This is a genomic window from Dactylosporangium sp. NPDC051541 (genome assembly GCF_044454505.1).
Lineage (GTDB): Bacteria > Actinomycetota > Actinomycetes > Mycobacteriales > Micromonosporaceae > Dactylosporangium.
The window spans coordinates 70,707-86,376 of sequence record NZ_JBITDU010000002.1; the positions used below are offsets into that span (position 1 = coordinate 70,707).

Consider the following 15,670-nt stretch of genomic DNA (forward strand, 5'->3'; position numbering starts at 1 on the left):
TTTTTTGGAAAGCTCGTCTCATGCTCGCGCTGTCGATCTGCCTCGCGCTGGCCGCGGCCGTCGGCTACGGCGTGGCGACCGCGCTGGAACACCTGGCCGTCTCGGCCGGCGCCGGCGGCTGGCGCGACCCGCGGTGGCGGTCGGGGATTCTGCTGGACGGCGTCGCCGTGCTCCTGCAGGCCGCCGCGCTGGCCACGGGCCCGGTCATCCTCGTCCAGCCGTGTCTGGTCCTCGCGCTGCCGGTGGCGCTGCTGACCGCGTGGCGGCTCGGCGCGGCCCGGCCGACGGGGGTGCAGTACGGCGCCTGCGGGCTCATCGTCGCCGGCCTCGCCGCGTTCTTCGTGCTCGTCGGCGACCCGGGCGACAACGACCCGCTCCGCCTGCGCACGACCTTGGTCACGGCGGCCGTGCTGCTGGCCGCCGGGACCGCCGTGCTGACCTACGCCCGCCGCTGGCCGCCCCGGGCCCGGGCGACCGCGCTCGGCCTGGTCGCCGGTTGCTGCGCCGGCCTGGCAGCGGTGCTCCTGGATGCGGTCGCGGCCGCCGCTCATCAGCTCGGCCGCGACGTGCTGACCGATCCGGACGCCGTCGTGGCCGCGGTCCTGCTGGTCCCGTCCGCCGCCGCGAGCTTCGTCCTGCTGCAGCTGGCGTTCGCCGCCGACGGGCTCGGCGTCGGCTATCCCGCGGACCTGATCGCCGACCCGATCACCGCCGTCCTGCTCGGCGCCCTCCTGCTGCACGAGGACATCCCCCACACCCCGCGCGACTACGCCGTCTTCGGCCTCAGCCTCCTCGTCATCGTCGCGGGCGTGACCCGGGTATCGTCCGGAGTCACATCGATGGATCGGGGGATCTCGTGATCAACAACGCGGACTGGTACGCCGCCTGCCGCCGGGTCATCCGCTTCACCGTGGCCTACGCCGTGATCGCGGTCGTCTCGGCCGTCTACATCCAGATCCTCGCCGGCCGCCCGACCGGTCTCCTGGCCGGCTGGATGGTCGTCTTCGGCCTGGCGATCAGCCTCATCGGGCTCGGCGTGACCCTCGGCGTGGTCCTGACCGTGGTGTTCTGGGGCGTGCAGGCGGCGAAGCTGGCCAACCGGCACGGCTCGCCGGCCCTGGGCCCGCTCGGGTTCTGGGGCGCGGGCGCGTTCGTGGTCCTCTTCGCCCTCAGCTACCTCGTGGCCGCCTGGCCGCTGCTGTACGGCATCGTCCGGGTCATGGCCGCCGTCGTGCTGATCGCCGCCATCGTCCACGACCGCAAGTGGTACGCCGGGAAGATCGGCGCCGAGCAGCCCTACTCGATGGTCACCGGCGGTGACGCCCGGTCACCCCTCGCGGCCCAGCCGACCGCCGACGACTGGAACGCGGGCCTGTGGGACCCGGACGTCCAGCACGACATCGACCGCCGCCGGGACCGCTCCCAGGACCGCTGATTGCACCAGTCGGTAGTTGATCATGTGCGGGCGGTTTTTGTCGTAGGTGGTTGGTAGTGTCCCGGCCGTGAGATCGAACGCGGTGTTCGCCCTGATCGAGGCGGCGGCCGGGATCGCCGGCGAGTCCGTCGACTGGCCCCGCCTCGTCAGCGGCGCGGGCGACGCGCTGCCGCCGCTGCTGCGGGTGCACGGCCGGCTGCCGCTGCCGTTCGTCGAGGCCGCGCTCGCCCTCGGCGACCCCGTGCTGTTCCAGGGCCTGGCCCAAAACGATCAGCTCCTCGAGGCCCACCCCGTGCTCCGCGAGCGGGTCGCCCGCAGCGGCCACCCCAACATCGCCCAGCGGGCGATGCTCCGCTGGGACCTGCGCCACCAACGCCTGGCCCTGGCCGCGCACCCGGCCGACGCCCAGGATGTGACGCCGTGGATCAACCGGCAGCGGGCCGGAGTCGTCGGGCCCACCGGCGCCGCCGTCCGCGACGCGTGGCGCAACGTCCGGTCCAACCTCACCGTCGCCGAGCACTGGCGGGCCCTGGCCACCCTGAGCCGGGTCGAGCACCCCGGCGCGACCGTGCCCGCGGAGACCCTCCACCCGGAGGTCCGGGCCTGCCTGCCGCTGCCGCCCGAGGCCATCGAGGCCAAGGCCCGCGAGTGGGAGGGCACCACCGGCGCCATCGACGAGCTGCGCCGGGGCTTCACCGATCACCTCGTCCTGCGCGACGAGCTCGACTGGCCCGCGATCACGGCCGCGCACACCGCCGTGCGGTTCGGCGGCCCGGCCGCGGCCGCCCTGGCCGCCCGGGCCGACTGCCCGGAGGAGCTGCGGGCCGCGCTCTACGCGGCCGAGCCGGCGGCGGTGGCGCCGGTCGTGCCGCGGTTCACCGAGGCGATGGCCCTGGCCCCGGTCCCGAAGAAGGCGGCCCGGTTCGTCGCCAGGCGGGCGGTCGCCGAGGGCTTCGACCCGGCGCTGCTGCTGGATCGGCTCCGCCCGGCCGCCGCCGTCCTCGAGTGGGTCCGCCTCGAGCAGCTCGCCGACCTGGTGCAGAAGTATCTCGGCGACGACCCCGGCAAGTGGTCGTGGGTGCGGGCCAAGCTCAACACGTTCCCCGGCTCGGTGACCGAGCTGCTGGAGTCGGCCGGCAGCGCCCCGTGGCCGGCGAAGGCACCGACCGGGCGGACCGCGTTCGTCACGCTCCTCGAGCACGCCCCGGCCGCGGCGCACCTGGCCCTGTTCGACCGGATGGACGACAAGACCATCGCCGAGCTGTTCGCGAAGGGCACCTGGCGCCCCGAGTGGCTCGACCGGGCCGTCACCGACCCCCGCCGCGACCTGCGCCTCGCCCTGGCCGCCCGGCCGTCGCTGGACGCGGCCGCCGCCGAGCGCCTCGCCGCCCTCGACGACCCGGAGGTCAACGGCCTGGTCTTCCGCCGCACCGGCACCTCCTACCGGCTGCGCATGGAGCTCCTCGCCGGGCGACCGTTCGACCCCGACGTCCGCGCCCAGCTGCTGCAGCAGACCGCCGGCTGGCACGGCACCGACGCCCTCGACTGCGCCGACGTCGAGCTGCAGCGGCACATCCTGCGCCACGTGCGCCTGCGCGGGAAGACGGCCCAGCTGCGGCTCCTGCTCAACCTGTGGCACCGGCACGGCCCGGCCGCCGTCGCCGACCTGCTCGCCGCCGACCTGAAGGGCGCCAACTTCAGCGCCGCGGTCATCACGCCCGCGGTGCGCCGCAAGTTCGAGCAGCTCCTGGCCGTCGCCGACGCAGCAGGCCAGGACGCGCAGATCGCCGCGCTGGAGGCCGAGGTCGCCGCCGAGGAGAGCCCGGAGGGCCAGTTCGCGCTGCTGCGGGCCGAGCGCACCGACCACACCAACCTGTTCAAGGAGACCCGCCTCTGGCACTGGGCCGCGATCGCCGCCGAGCACCGCCGCGAGCCGCTGCCCGACCCGATCCTGGCCGTCATCGCCACCGGCCGCGAGGTCCCGGCCGAGCTGGTCGAGGCCGGCCGGACGAAGCTGCGCCCGTGGGACAGCGACCAGGCCGCCGAGCACGCCGCGGGCCGCCCGGTCGAGGAGATCCTGGCCGCGCCGCGGGACGGGCAGCAGCAGTTCGGCGGCTGGGTCGGCGCGTTCATCGCCGCGGGCGTCGCCACCTGGCCGCAGATGCTGCAGCACACCGTCCCGGCCGCCCTACCCCTGGACAACATCGGCGGCAGCGTCGAGCACCCCGAGGGCCGGGCCGCCCTCGCCGCGCTGCTCGCCGAGTCCTGGGACGGCAACCTCGACGCGATCGCCCTCGCCGCCGCGATGGTGAGCGACTTCCCGGGGACGGCGGCCGAGCTGATCGCGGTGGCGACGGCGACGGTGAGCACCTGATGTTCGAGAAGACCGCCGGGCCGTGGGCGCTGATGGAGGCCGCGGCGAGCACATCCGGGCCGCCGTTCGACTGGCCACGCCTCGTCAGCGGGTGCCGCGACCTGCTGCAGCGGATCGCCTACGCCCAGCAGCGGCTGCCGGAGCCGTTCCTCGACGCGATCCTGGAGCTCGGCGACGGCATGGTTCTCGGGTCCCTCGCCGCGAACGCGGACGCGCTCGAGGCCCACCCGGGGCTGCGGGCCCGGCTGGCCGCGACCGGCGCGCGGCAGATCGCCGCCGTCGCCGAATACCAGCCCTACAAGCCGGATCCGTGGGGCATCGGGCTGCGCCGGACCGTCTTCGCCCGGCTCGTCGAGCCGCCGGTCAGCAACCCGTCCAGTGACCGGGCCGCGGTCGCCGCGCCCTACCCGGCCGTCGTGCGGGCCGTGCTCAACACAGTCCGGTCCAAGCTCACCCCGGCCGAGCAACTGCGCGGCATCCTCACCCTGCGGCGGATGGAAGGATTGGACACGCCGCTGCCCCACGGTTTGGTCGCGGTGCCGGACGGGCCGATCGAAGGGCTCGAGGCACTCCTGGCCGCGTCCGAGGGCACGTCCGGGGCAATTGAAGAGCTGCGGTCCGGGTTCACCGGCAACCTGCCGCTCCGCGAGGAGCTCGACTGGGCCGCGGTTGCCGCCGCGACGCCGTTCGGGGCGGCCGCGGCGGCAGCGCTCGCGGGGCGCACCGACTGCCCGGAGGAGCTGCGCCACGCGCTGTTCCTGGCCGAGCCAGCCGCGGTCGCCCCGGCCGTGCCGCGGCTGACCGAGGCGATGGCCCTTGCCGCGGTGCCGAAGAAGGTGCTGCGGGTCGTGGCCAAGCGGGCCGTCGCCGACGGGCTCGACCCCGAGCTGCTCCTCGAACGGATGCGCCCGGCCGCCGCGGTGCTCGAGTTCGTGCGCCTCGACGAGCTCGCGAAGCTGGTCGACACCCACCTCGGGGCCGACCCATGGCGGTGGGGGTGGGTGCGCTCGAAGGTCGGCAGCTTTCCCGGATCCGTCACCGCCCTGCTGACCGCCGCCGGCCGGGTCGCCTTCCTGGCCAAGGCGACCGGCGGGAGACCGGCGTTCCTCGGGCTGCTCAACCACGCCACCACCGAGACCCAGCTGGCGCTGCTCGAGCACCTCGACGACGGCACCGTCACCGACCTGTTCACCCAGGGCGACTGGCGCGCCGAATGGGTCGAGCGGGCCCTGACCGACCCGCGGCCCGCGCTGCGCCTCGCCCTCGCCTCCCGGCCCTCCCTCGACGCCGCCTCCGCCGAGCGTCTCGCCACCCTCGACGACCCGGTGGTGAACGGCAAGCTGTTCCGGCGCACCGGCACCTCCCACCGGCTGCGGATGGAGCTGCTCGACGGGCGGCCGTTCGACCCCGCGGCCCGCCAGGAGCTGTTCAAGCTCAACGCCGGCTTCCACGGCACCGACCCGCTCAAGTGCGCCGACCTGGCCCTGCAGCGGCACCTGTTGCGGCACGTCCGGGTCCGCGGCAAGACGGCCCAGTTCCGCCTGCTGCTCAACCTCTGGCACCGGCACGGCCCGGCCGCCGTCACCGGCCTGCTCGAGGCCGAGCTCAAACCGGTCGGCTTCAGCGCCGCCGTCATCGCGGTCCCGGTCCGCAGCCGCATGACCAAACTCCTGGCGGTCCCCGACGAGACCGCCCGGCAGGAGCGCTTCGACGCCCTCGAAGCCGAAGTGGCCTTGGCGGAGTCCGCCGAGGGACAGCTGGCGCTGCTGCGGTCCGACACCGTCGACGCCGACACCCTCGGCCGCGACACCCGGCTCTGGCACTGGGACGCCATCCTCGCCGCCCACCGCCGCGACCCCCTGCCCGGGCGCGGTCTCGTCGCGATCCGCGAGCAGCGCGGCTGCCCGGCCGAGCTCGTCGCGGCGGGCGCCGGCATCCTGCGGCCGTGGGCGAGCGCGGTCGACGCCGAGCTCGCTGCCGGCCGGCCCCCGGAGGAGGTCCTGGCCGCACCGCGGACCGGGCACTACGACGGGTGGCTGTGGCGCGCGACCGAGTCCGGGGCCGTCACCTGGGAGCAGGTCCTGTGGCACGCGCGGCCGGTGGACAAGGTCCTCGAGCTCATCGGCGGCGACTCGTCGTCCCCGGCCGCGCGGGCCGCGCTCGCGCGGCTGCTGGGCGAGGTGTGGGACGGCAACGTCGACGCGATCGTCCTCGCCGTCCGGATGGCCGGCGACTTCCCGGGATCCGTTGCCGAGCTGCTCCAAGTGGCCACCGCGGCGGCCGCATGAGCGGTACGGAGCGCAGCGGAGAGGCCGTGAATCATCAGCGCGGGGTGGAGCTCAGGTCGGCGCCGGAGCCTGCGGAGGTGTCGGCATGAGCGTCGATCTGCGGGATCGTAGGGTGCTGGCCGCGATGGTGCATCCGGACCCGGCCGTGACCGAGCGGGCGTTGCGGTTGAAGGAGGCGGCGCTGCTCGACTTCGGGGTGCGGGACAGCGTCGCCGGGTCGTGGATCTACGCCAAGTGCCGGCACCAGATCGCGACCATGGCCGTGCCGACGGCGGCCGTCGTCGCGGGCGGGGACGGGGTGTGCAGCCTGCTGTACAACCCCGAGTTCTTCGCCGCCCTCGGGCCGTCCGGGGTCAAGTTCGTGCTGTTCCACGAGGCCCGGCACCTCATGCAGCGGCACCTGCACACCGACCCCGACCTGCAGGCCGACCCGCTGTTCCGGCTGGCGACCGAGGTGAGCGTCAACCACGTGGCGATGCGCCGGCTCGGGATGGCGATGCCGCGGGCCGACGGGGAGACGGTCGGCGTCGACCCGGCCGCCGTCCACGCCGGCTACCGCGACGACCTGCGCGAGCAGGGGCTCACGCCGCTGGACTACGCCGCGTTCGTCGAGACCGACCTCGGGGTCTACCGGGAGCTGCGGCGCATGGCCCGCCCGCCCGTCGCGGCGCTGTGCGTGCACATGGGCGAGGGCGGGGTACCCCTCGACCCGGAAACGGTCGAACGCGTCGGCGCGGCCGTCCTCGAATCGCTGATGCGCCAGGCCCGGGCCGGCAACGCCGCGGCCAAGGCCGAGCTGCTGGAGCTGGCCGCGCGGACCGGGGACGGCGGCGAGCGGCTGGCGCGGATGTGGGGCGACCTCGGCCTCGGGGCGCTGCGCGGGGTCACGCCGAAGACCCGGCGGGTCGAGTGGTGGCGGCGCTGGCTCGCCGACGTGCTCGCGGCGAAGCTGCGGCCGGGGGAGCGGCTCGTCTACCCCAAGAAGCTCGGGGCGGTGCTGCTCGCCCTCGGGCACGAGCCCATGCTGCATCGTCGGGGTGACGAGCGGTACAAAACCGTGCTCATCGCCTTTGACACCTCCGGATCGATGCCCGGCTCGGTCGTCGACTGGCTGACCACCCTGGTCGGGCAGATCGACGGGGTGCGGGCGCACTGGCTCAGCTTCGACGGCGAGGTGATGCCGTTCGCGCCGGGGGAGCGGGTCCTCGGCGGCGGCGGGACCAGCTTCCAGGGCGTCGTCGACTACGCCGAGGGGCGCCTGGAGGTGCGCGGGAAGCGGCTCGAGGACGAGGTCGACGCCGTGATCGTGGTGACCGACGGGCACGCGCCCGCGGTCCGGCCGGCCGAGCCCGGCAAGTGGATCTGGCTCATCACCGACGGCGGCGACACGTGGCCAGAGCGGCAGGAGCCGCCGATGGCCTGCCATCGGGTGCGGACGGGGGAGGACTGACCGTGGGCGTGTCGCGGCTCGAGCACTTCATCGACGGCATGATCGCCACCGGGATCACCGGGCAGATCTTCGGCGAGCACGGGATCGGCAAGACCTCGACATTCCTGTCATACGTGCCGCGCGCCCACGACCTCGACGTCGTGCTCGTGCCCGCGGCCAACCTCACCCCGGACGACCTGCTCGTCAACGCCCCGGTCCGCGACGCCGTCACCGGCGAGCTGGCCCTGCACCAGCTGATCATGAAACAGCTCAACCCCGGCCGCCGGTTCGTGCTGCTCATCGACGACTCGCTGCAGGCCGGCGACACGATCCAGTCGCAGCTCATGCAGATCGCCTGCAACTGGACGCTCGGCGAGCACGATCTGCGCAAGCTCGGCTGCGTCGGGGTGTTCCTGACCGACAACGAGTCGGCCGCGGAGACCTCGGCCCGGCGCACCGACCTCGCGGTCCTGGACCGGATGGCGACCCTGACCATCGGCGCCAACGACACGTCCTGGCGCTCCAGCCTGACCTCGCGGTTCCCCGGCTGGGACCTGGACGGCGTGTTCCGGGTCTGGGCCGCGCAGACGCCCGAGGTGCGCCGCCTTTTCGCGCCCCGCACGCTGCAGCACATGCTGGACCTGGCCGAGGCCGGTCTGCCGATGCGGTGGGGCTTGCCGCTCGTGCACGGCGCTCGATTGGAGTTTCTGGACAAAACGGATGAAATTCTCACGCAGCTGGCTGTGGCCCTCGGTGTCGCCGATCCCGTGACCGTGGCCGACCCGGTGCGGCGGCTGCTGCGCACGGCGATCGCCCGGCGCTGGGCGGTGCTGCTGCAGGGGCCGCCCGGCTGCGGCAAGACCGAGGTCGCCAAGCAGATCGTGCGGGAGGAGACCGGGCGCGATCCGGTGTACTTCTCCCTGCCCGTCACCAACGTCGAGGACCTCTGCGTGCCGGTGCCCGCGCCCGACGGCACCCTCGACACCCTCCTGACCCGCGCCCTGCTCGGCCCGCAGGCCAAGGTGATCATCTGGGACGAGTACAACCGGCCGAAGGACCGCGCGGCCTTCGCCCGGCTGATGGAGATCACGCAGGAGTGGTCCCTCGCCGGGCGGCCGATCGAGGCGCTGCGGGCCCAGTTCGCGCTGCAGAACCCGCCCTACCACGTCGGCCGCAAGCTCCAGGTCACGCCCAACAACCTGGCCCAGGCCAGCCGGTTCACCGCCAGCCTGGAGGTCGGCCGCGACGACATCCCGGCCGGCCAGTGGCTCATCGACACCTACGGCCGCCCGGCCGAGGCGGCCCTGGACTGGTGGAAGTTCGACATCGACGAGGAGGGCCGCGACTGGGTCAGCAAACGCACCCTGGAGCGGCTCATCAAACTGCACCTGCACGACCAGCCGCTGCAGGCCGGGCTGATCTACCTCGGCGACGGCGAGTACGCGCCGATCCCCCTCGCCGGGCTGGAGGCCCGGCTGGCCGGCGAGCGCCGCCTCGGCCTGCCCGAGCTCGCCGCCGACCCCGACGGGTGGGAGGCCCGGCTGACCGCGGGCCGTGCCGCCGGCGACGAGGGCAGCGACGACACCGACCTCGTCCACCAGGTCTTCGCCAACGCCGAGGTCTCCCAGCTGCGCGAGCACGTCGACGTCGTCGTCCGGCTGCTGCGCCACCTGCCGCCGAAGCTGCGGGCCACCTACCTGGTCGGGCAGACACCGGAGCGGCAGCGCTTCTGGATCGACGCCGTCAAGGCCATGGCCGGCAACGCCGAGCGGCCGCCCGTGGGGGTGGCTTCGGGCGCTGCTCGCTGACCACGGCGAGAGCCGCCGGCTGGGCGGCCTCGGGCGTGCTGCTGGCCGGCAACGGCGGGAGGCCGCCTTCTGAGGCGGCCACGGGCGTTCTGCTGGCTGGCAACGGCGAGAGGCCGCCTTTGGGGGGCGGCCTCTCGCACTGCTTGTGGGGTGACGGCTACTGGATGACGAACGTCGTGAAGTAGATGTCCATGATCTCCTTCTTGCCGTCCTTGGTGTAGGCCTTGACGACCTTGGCGATGAGCTCCTTCTTCGTCCGGTCGCGCTCTGCGTTGGACATGAGCTCGTCCATCTTGCGGCCGCTGTACTCGTCGATCGCGATGTCGAGCGCCTCGGAGCCGTCGGGGGCCTCGGCGGCGTCGGTGGTGGCCTGCAGCGTCATCTTGAGCTTGAGGTAGTGCCCGTCGGCCAGGTTGATGGTGATCGCGTCCAGCACGGCGACGACGCCCGGTGTCGGCTCGGGCTCGGCCTCGACCTTCTTGGGGGAGAACATCTTGTAGCCGGCGAACCCGCCGCCGAGCAGGGCGACCAGCGCGATCGCCACGATGATGATCAGCTTCTTCTTCCCGCCCTTGGCCGGGGTCTCCTCAGCGGTCTTCTCTTCCTTCGCCATTGCTCTCTCCTCAGTTCGTTGAGGCCGAGGGCAGCAGCGCCCGGGTGTCGGCCGGCAGGTTCGACAGGACGATGACCTCGACGCGGCGGTTCAGGTCCGCGGCGCGGGCGTCGGTGGTCGGGTACAGGGGTTTGGTGTCGGCGAAGCCGACGGCTTGCAGGCGGTTGTCGGGGATGGCGGCGTCGGTGTGCAGCATGCGTACGACGGCGGAGGCGCGGGCGGAGGACAGTTCCCAGCCGGAGGGGTAGTTGCCGGTGCCGCCGGAGAGCTGGTTGGTGTGTCCGTCGACCTCGAGCTTGTTGGGCAGTTTCGCGATGGCCGGGCCGACGCTGTCGATGATCTTCTGGCCGGCGGGGAGGAGGTTGGCTTCGTTGCCGTTGAACACGATGCCGGTGGTGACGATGGTGACGACCAGGCCGCGTTCGTCGATGGAGTATTTGACCTGGTCCTGTAGGCCCTGTTTGGTCAGTTCGGCGGTGATCTCGGCTTTGATCTTCTCGTAGTCCTTGACCTCCTGGGCGGCGGCGGCCTGGCGCTGGGAGGCGGTGGCGCGTTCTTTGCTCTGGACGGCTTCCTGCACGGCGGTGGCGTCGGAGGTGGTGCCGCCGATGCCGGAGGAGAGGTCCATGGGGCTGTTGGAGTCGGAGGACTCCATGAGGCTGGCCTCGCCGCCGTCGAAGGCCACGGAGGGGTTGCCGAAGCCGACGGCGAGGCCGTTCTTGAGTTCGGCGAACTTCTTCTGGTCGACCTGGGAGATCGCGAACAGCACGATGAACAGGACCATGAGCAGGGTCATCATGTCGGCGTAGGAGACCAGCCAGCGCTCGTGGTTCTCGTGCTCCTCCTCGTCGTGGCCGCCCTTCTTGTGCTTCGTGTGCGCGCCGGCCTTCGCCGCGTGTCCACCACCAGACATCGTGGCGGCCCCCCCTCCAAGTCGTTGTAACGCTGACGGGGTTCACATCGGTCCAACCAGGGGACACCCGAGTTCCGCGCCGGTGCGCGGTGGTAGCACGACGGTTGACCGCCTGCTTGGGGCGGCGTACGTCTCGTGAGGTGCTCGGCGTAACCGTGCGGAGGCGGGGTTTCTTTGCCGCGGGGCCGATACACCGTCCACTGGGCCGCGACGCACGGGTCAGGCGGGAGGTTGCTCGCAGTTACGGCGTCTCCTCGACACCGTCGCCGCCCCGTGCCGACGCCTCACGAAGTCCTCAGCGCGGCGAGTTGGACGCACGGCGACAGCACGGTGGTGGGCGGAACTTGGGCGGTTTACGGTGAAAAGCGACAAATCCCCCGCCGGGCGATAAATCCGATATGTCGAGCGGAGCGTGGCACGGAGTGCCCGACATATCGCCGTAAAATAAGACATATCGGCTTAAGTCGGTCGCCCTCGGCGGGTGTAGAGGGCGGCCAGCAGGGTGCCGACGCACAGGGCGGCCGAGCTCAGGCCCAAGGACCAGTGGACGCCGATCGCCTGGCCCAGGACGCCGACCGTCACGCCGCTGCCCGCGCGCAGGCCCGCGGAGGAGACGTTGTAGACGCCGATCACGCGGCCCCGTTCGGCCGGCGGGGCCAGGAGCTGGGTGACGGTCTGGCCGATCGACATCGCGGCCAGGCTGGCCACGCCGCCGATGAACAGGAGGACCACCGCGATCCACAGGTTGCCGGCGATCGCGAACAGGCCGCTGCTCGCGCCGTAGACCAGGGTGGTGATCACGGCCCACCGGACGGTCGGGCGCATCCAGCCGGTCGCTTCCAGCAGCAGGCCGCCGACCACGCCGCCCGCTCCGGCGGCGAAGAGGAGGATGCCGTAGACGTCGGTGCTGCCGGGGCTCAGGTCTTCGGCGAACGTGGGCATGGTCGCCTGCATCGCGGTACCCACGAAGAACGAGGCGAGACCGGCCAAGATGATCATGCTGATCAGGGTGTGGTCGGCGGCCACGCGGCGCAGGACCTTGAAGGTGTCGAGGAGGCCGACGCGCGGGGCCGCGGGGCCCGTGTGGCGGGTGTGGCCGGTGAACCTGGTGCGGAACAGGAACAGGGTCAGCGGCAGGTAGAACGCGATGTTGGCGAAGACTCCCGCGGTCGGGCCGAGCCACAGCAGCAGGGCGGAGCCGACGGCCGGGCCGAAGAGCACGCCGAGGCTGCGGAACGTGGCGTTGAGGCGGACGGCCGAGACGAGGTCCTGGTCGCCGACGAAGTCGTGCAGCATCAGCTGTTCACCGGGGCCCCAGAGGGAGCCGGCCATCCCGTGCAGCACCAGCAGCACGCAGGCCTGCCAGATCTGCAGGGAGTCGGTGACGAACAGGATGCCCCAGAGCAGCGAGACCAGCATGAACAGCGCCTGGGCGGCCTGGATGACCCGGCGGCAGTCGTAGCGGTCGGCCAGCCCGCCGAACCACACCGAGAACAGCAGGAACGGCACCCAGTGGCTGATCACCTGGAAGCCGGCCAGGGCCTCGGAGTGGAACTTCTGCCACAGCACCCAGTACGTGATCACGTGCTCGACGTTGTCGGCCATCATCGACAGCGCCGCCCCGAAGAGGTACGGGCGGCAGTCGGGGTTGCGTAACGCGGCGAAACGGCGGGCGGCCGGGGCGGTCATGTGATCACTTTCTACGGCCTCGCAAGATAACCGCAGGCAAGGCTGCTGGAAGTGACGACTGCAACAAACCTGCAAACGCCACGCGTTGACTGCCCAGCGTCACCGGTGCCATGTTGGTCGGCGGGAATGCGCTTTCCTGGAGCAACTGGAGGACTGCATGCACAGAGGGATCCGCGCCGGCCTCACCGCCGCCACGGTGGCCGGGCTGGTCGCGGCCGGAGTGGTCTTAGCCAACACGGCCAGCGCCGGCTCGGTGGCGGTGCCGGCCGCGGCGCGCCAGGCGCTCGCCGCGAACGACGGCTGGGGCTCGGCGGGCAGCGGCACCACGGGTGGCTCCGCCGCCGACGACGCGCACGTGTTCGTGGTGCGCACCCGCGACGAGCTCGCCGCGGCCGTGGCCGGCAGCACGCCGAAGATCGTGCTGGTCGCCGGCACGATCGACGCCAACGAGGGGCGCACCTGCGCCGATTACGCGGACCCCGCGTATGACCTGCAGGCGTACCTGACCGCGTACGACCCGGCGACGTGGGGCAGGGTGGCGCCGAGCGGGCCGCTGGAGAACGCCCGCGTGCAGTCGGCGAAGAACCAGGGCCTCAAGGTCAAGATCGAGGTCGGGGCCAACACGACGGTCTACGGGCTGCGCAACGCCCGGATCAAGGGCGGCAACCTGCTGGTCACGAACCAGAGCAACGTGATCATCCGGAACATCGCGTTCGAGGACGCGTATGACTGCTTCCCGGTGTGGTCGCCGACCGACGGTGCCGAGGGCAACTGGAACTCGCTGTACGACAGCGTCACGCTGAGCGGGGCCACGAACGTGTGGCTGGATCACAACTCGTTCACCGACGGCGCCAACCAGGACGTCAACCAGCCGATCTACCTCGGCCGGCCCTACCAGGTGCACGACGGTGCGGCCGACATGATCCGGGGCTCGGACTACGTCACGTTCTCCTACAACAACCTGTTCGAGCACGACAAGACGATGCTGATCGGCTCGACGAACACCCCGGGCGTGGACGTGGGCAAGCTGCGCATCACGCTGCACCACAACCGGTTCGCCAACGTGGGCCAGCGCGTGCCGCGGGTCCGCTTCGGCCAGGTGGACGTCTACAACAACTACTACTACGCCACCGACGAGGACACGTTCGTCTACGCGATCGGCGTCGGCGTGCAGTCGCAGATCTACGCGGAGAACAACTTCGTGCTGCGCAGCGCCGACACCCCGCTCAACGCGTTCGTCTACAACTGGGGCGGCGTGCGGATGACGGAGAAGGGCACCCTGGCCCGGGTCGGCACCGGCCCGATCGTCGCGGTGAACCTGCTCGACGAATACAACGCGGCGTTCGACCCGGACATCGCGACCGACGCCGGCTGGACCCCCACGCTGCGTGCGGGCCTCGACCCGGCGGCGAACGTGCCGGCCCTGGTCACGGCCAATGCGGGCACGGGCAAACTGCCGAGCTGATTTCGTGGGTACAGTGGCCGCCGTCTCCGATCTCAGGAGGCGGCGGTCACCGTCGTCTCGATCAGCTCGTCCAGCCAGGCCGCGAGCTTGGCCCGGCCCCAGCCGCGCTGCTCCACCAGCAGGGCCACGGTGTGCCAGGTGACGAGCGCCCACAGGGTGTCGGTGGCCCGGCCTACGGTCAGCCCGGGGCGCAGCCGGCCCGCCTCCGCGTAGGTGCGCACGAGCGCCTTGAGGCCGGCCCGGCGGACGCGTTCGTGCCGCCGCCACGCCTCGCGCAGCGCCGGTTCGGCGAGGGCCGCCTCTTCGAATGCCCTCTCGACAGGGTACCGCCGCAGCAGCGCCCCCGCGGTGTCTTCCGGCCCCGGTGCGGCCTCGGACCGGCGCACCGCGAGCAGCAGCAGGCCCGGTTTGTCGGCGAGCGCGTACACCGACTTCGGGGTGACGCCGGCCTCCTCCGCGACCGCCGCGATCGTCGTCCCGGCGTAGCCGTAGCGGGCGAACAGGCGGCCGGCGGCGGCCGCGATCGCCTCCTTGGTCGCCGTGGCCTGCGCCACTCGGCGCGGTGCGTAGTAATTTCTTGACGGGTTCGGTGCAGTCATGCTCACCTCATTTCACGATGACTGTACCGAACTCGAGTGACCTGCTCGCAGCGCGGGCACATGCTGTACCAATGCCGCCGGGGTCTTAAAATCTGTCCTTTATGGACGGTCTGAGCTTGTCGGAGGGCAACGGGAAATCTTCGGGAAACCCTTTGTTCACCCGACATTTGCCCGTAGTCTCGGACTCGTTGCCGAGCGGATGGAGGTGATTCCGATGGCGAAGAAGTCCAAGAAGTCGAAGAAGGACAAGAAGGGCAAGAAGAAGTAACTTCTGCCTTTGGATGGTGGCCCGGGCCCAGCCGTCACACTTCGAACGGCCTGACCGGTCGAACTCAGGCGGCTCCGCCGTTGACGAAGATGGTCTGACCATTGACCCATCGCGTCGCGCCGGCGAGCCCGGCCACCACCTCGGCAATGTCCTCCGGCTGACCCAGGCGCTCCATCGGGTTGAGCTTCGCGATGTGCTCGACCGTCGCGTCGTCCTTGCCGTCGAGGAAGAGATCCGTCGCCGTCGGGCCTGGCGCCACCGCGTTCACGGTGATGTCCCGGCCCCGCAGCTCCCGCGCGAGCACCAGGCTGAGCGCCTCGACCGCCGCCTTGCTGGCCGCGTAGCCCGCGTAGGTCGGCGACAGCAGCCGCGTCTGCGACGTCGAGAAGTTGATCAGGGCCCCGCCGCGCCGCAGCCGCCGGGCCGCCTCCCGCGACACCACGAACGTGCCGCGGATGTTCGTGCGGTGCATCCGGTCCAGGGCGTCGAGGTCGAACTCCGCCACCGGCTGCAGGACCATCAGGCCGGCCGCGTTGACGACCACGTCCACGCCGCCGAACTCGCGTTCGGCCAGGTCGAACAGCTCGCGCATGGCCGTCTCCTCGGCCACGTCGCCCTTGAACGCCCGCGCGTTGTCCAGGCCCTTGATCGTCTCCTCGGCGGCGGCGTCGTTCCCGGCGTAGCCGATGACGACCGCCATCCCGTCCCGGGCGAGGCGCTGCGCCACCGCGCGGCCGATCCCGCGAGAACCACCGGTGACAACGGCAACTCTGGTCATGTCGACTCCTT

Annotated in this window: 12 protein-coding genes; 7 read left to right on the forward strand and 5 right to left on the reverse strand. The window is 72.0% G+C overall.

Annotation, left to right across the window (positions count from 1 at the left end; translation table 11 throughout):
• Nucleotides 1-20 precede the first annotated feature (20 nt).
• From ACIA8L_RS08415 to ACIA8L_RS08440, 6 genes are all read left to right on the forward strand, one after another.
• Entirely contained in the window at nucleotides 21-860 is an 840-nt protein-coding gene (locus ACIA8L_RS08415; protein WP_395901927.1) for a DMT family transporter, read from the forward strand.
• Nucleotides 857-1,435, forward strand: coding sequence for a hypothetical protein (locus ACIA8L_RS08420; RefSeq protein WP_395901929.1), 579 nt, complete (start codon nucleotides 857-859; stop codon nucleotides 1,433-1,435). Before ACIA8L_RS08415 ends, ACIA8L_RS08420 begins: the two co-directional genes overlap by 4 nt.
• 67 nt (nucleotides 1,436-1,502) lie before the next feature.
• The gene (locus tag ACIA8L_RS08425; protein ID WP_395901931.1) at nucleotides 1,503-3,809 is read left to right on the forward strand and encodes a hypothetical protein; all 2,307 of its coding nucleotides are present in this window, start codon (nucleotides 1,503-1,505) and stop codon (nucleotides 3,807-3,809) included.
• Nucleotides 3,809-6,097 (forward strand): hypothetical protein, encoded by a 2,289-nt coding sequence (locus ACIA8L_RS08430; RefSeq protein ID WP_395901933.1) that lies wholly within the window; start codon nucleotides 3,809-3,811, stop codon nucleotides 6,095-6,097. The genes ACIA8L_RS08425 and ACIA8L_RS08430 overlap by 1 nt, the downstream gene beginning before the upstream one ends.
• A gap of 85 nt (nucleotides 6,098-6,182) precedes the next feature.
• The gene (locus tag ACIA8L_RS08435) at nucleotides 6,183-7,547 is read left to right on the forward strand and encodes a hypothetical protein (protein WP_395901935.1); all 1,365 of its coding nucleotides are present in this window, start codon (nucleotides 6,183-6,185) and stop codon (nucleotides 7,545-7,547) included.
• A gap of 2 nt (nucleotides 7,548-7,549) precedes the next feature.
• Nucleotides 7,550-9,334, forward strand: coding sequence for an AAA family ATPase (locus ACIA8L_RS08440; protein WP_395901937.1), 1,785 nt, complete (start codon nucleotides 7,550-7,552; stop codon nucleotides 9,332-9,334).
• A 157-nt stretch (nucleotides 9,335-9,491) separates the two neighbouring features.
• Here the strand turns inward: ACIA8L_RS08440 and fliL are convergent, their stop codons facing one another.
• The 3 genes from fliL to ACIA8L_RS08455 all read right to left on the reverse strand — a co-directional run bounded on the left by fliL (nucleotide 9,492) and on the right by ACIA8L_RS08455 (nucleotide 12,549).
• A complete protein-coding gene (gene fliL, locus ACIA8L_RS08445) occupies nucleotides 9,492-9,947 on the reverse strand; it encodes a flagellar basal body-associated protein FliL (RefSeq protein ID WP_395901939.1) in 456 nt (151 codons plus the stop codon).
• A gap of 10 nt (nucleotides 9,948-9,957) precedes the next feature.
• On the reverse strand, nucleotides 9,958-10,860 hold the full coding sequence (locus tag ACIA8L_RS08450; RefSeq protein WP_395901941.1) for a flagellar motor protein MotB: 903 nt from the start codon (nucleotides 10,858-10,860) through the stop codon (nucleotides 9,958-9,960).
• A 459-nt stretch (nucleotides 10,861-11,319) separates the two neighbouring features.
• Nucleotides 11,320-12,549: an MFS transporter gene (locus tag ACIA8L_RS08455; RefSeq protein ID WP_395901943.1), complete on the reverse strand. Its 1,230-nt coding sequence runs from the start codon at nucleotides 12,547-12,549 to the stop codon at nucleotides 11,320-11,322.
• A 157-nt stretch (nucleotides 12,550-12,706) separates the two neighbouring features.
• Here ACIA8L_RS08455 and ACIA8L_RS08460 point away from each other — a divergent pair, with 157 nt between their 5' ends.
• Entirely contained in the window at nucleotides 12,707-14,014 is a 1,308-nt protein-coding gene (locus ACIA8L_RS08460; protein WP_395901945.1) for a polysaccharide lyase family 1 protein, read from the forward strand.
• Nucleotides 14,015-14,046: 32 nt separating this feature from the next.
• Here the strand turns inward: ACIA8L_RS08460 and ACIA8L_RS08465 are convergent, their stop codons facing one another.
• Entirely contained in the window at nucleotides 14,047-14,613 is a 567-nt protein-coding gene (locus ACIA8L_RS08465) for a TetR/AcrR family transcriptional regulator (protein ID WP_395901947.1), read from the reverse strand.
• Nucleotides 14,614-14,945: 332 nt separating this feature from the next.
• Entirely contained in the window at nucleotides 14,946-15,659 is a 714-nt protein-coding gene (locus ACIA8L_RS08470; RefSeq protein WP_395901949.1) for an SDR family oxidoreductase, read from the reverse strand.
• Between the last annotated feature and the right edge of the window lie 11 nt (nucleotides 15,660-15,670).

Coding starts and splice junctions, on each gene's coding strand:
- ACIA8L_RS08430 (WP_395901933.1), top strand. CDS start 3,809: ATGTTCGAGAAGACCGCCGGGCCGTGGGCGCTGATGGAGGCCGCGGCG.
- ACIA8L_RS08460 (WP_395901945.1), top strand. CDS start 12,707: ATGCACAGAGGGATCCGCGCCGGCCTCACCGCCGCCACGGTGGCCGGG.
- ACIA8L_RS08415 (WP_395901927.1), top strand. CDS start 21: ATGCTCGCGCTGTCGATCTGCCTCGCGCTGGCCGCGGCCGTCGGCTAC.
- ACIA8L_RS08450 (WP_395901941.1), bottom strand. CDS start 10,860: ATGTCTGGTGGTGGACACGCGGCGAAGGCCGGCGCGCACACGAAGCAC.
- ACIA8L_RS08465 (WP_395901947.1), bottom strand. CDS start 14,613: ATGACTGCACCGAACCCGTCAAGAAATTACTACGCACCGCGCCGAGTG.
- fliL (WP_395901939.1), bottom strand. CDS start 9,947: ATGGCGAAGGAAGAGAAGACCGCTGAGGAGACCCCGGCCAAGGGCGGG.
- ACIA8L_RS08470 (WP_395901949.1), bottom strand. CDS start 15,659: ATGACCAGAGTTGCCGTTGTCACCGGTGGTTCTCGCGGGATCGGCCGC.
- ACIA8L_RS08435 (WP_395901935.1), top strand. CDS start 6,183: ATGAGCGTCGATCTGCGGGATCGTAGGGTGCTGGCCGCGATGGTGCAT.
- ACIA8L_RS08455 (WP_395901943.1), bottom strand. CDS start 12,549: ATGACCGCCCCGGCCGCCCGCCGTTTCGCCGCGTTACGCAACCCCGAC.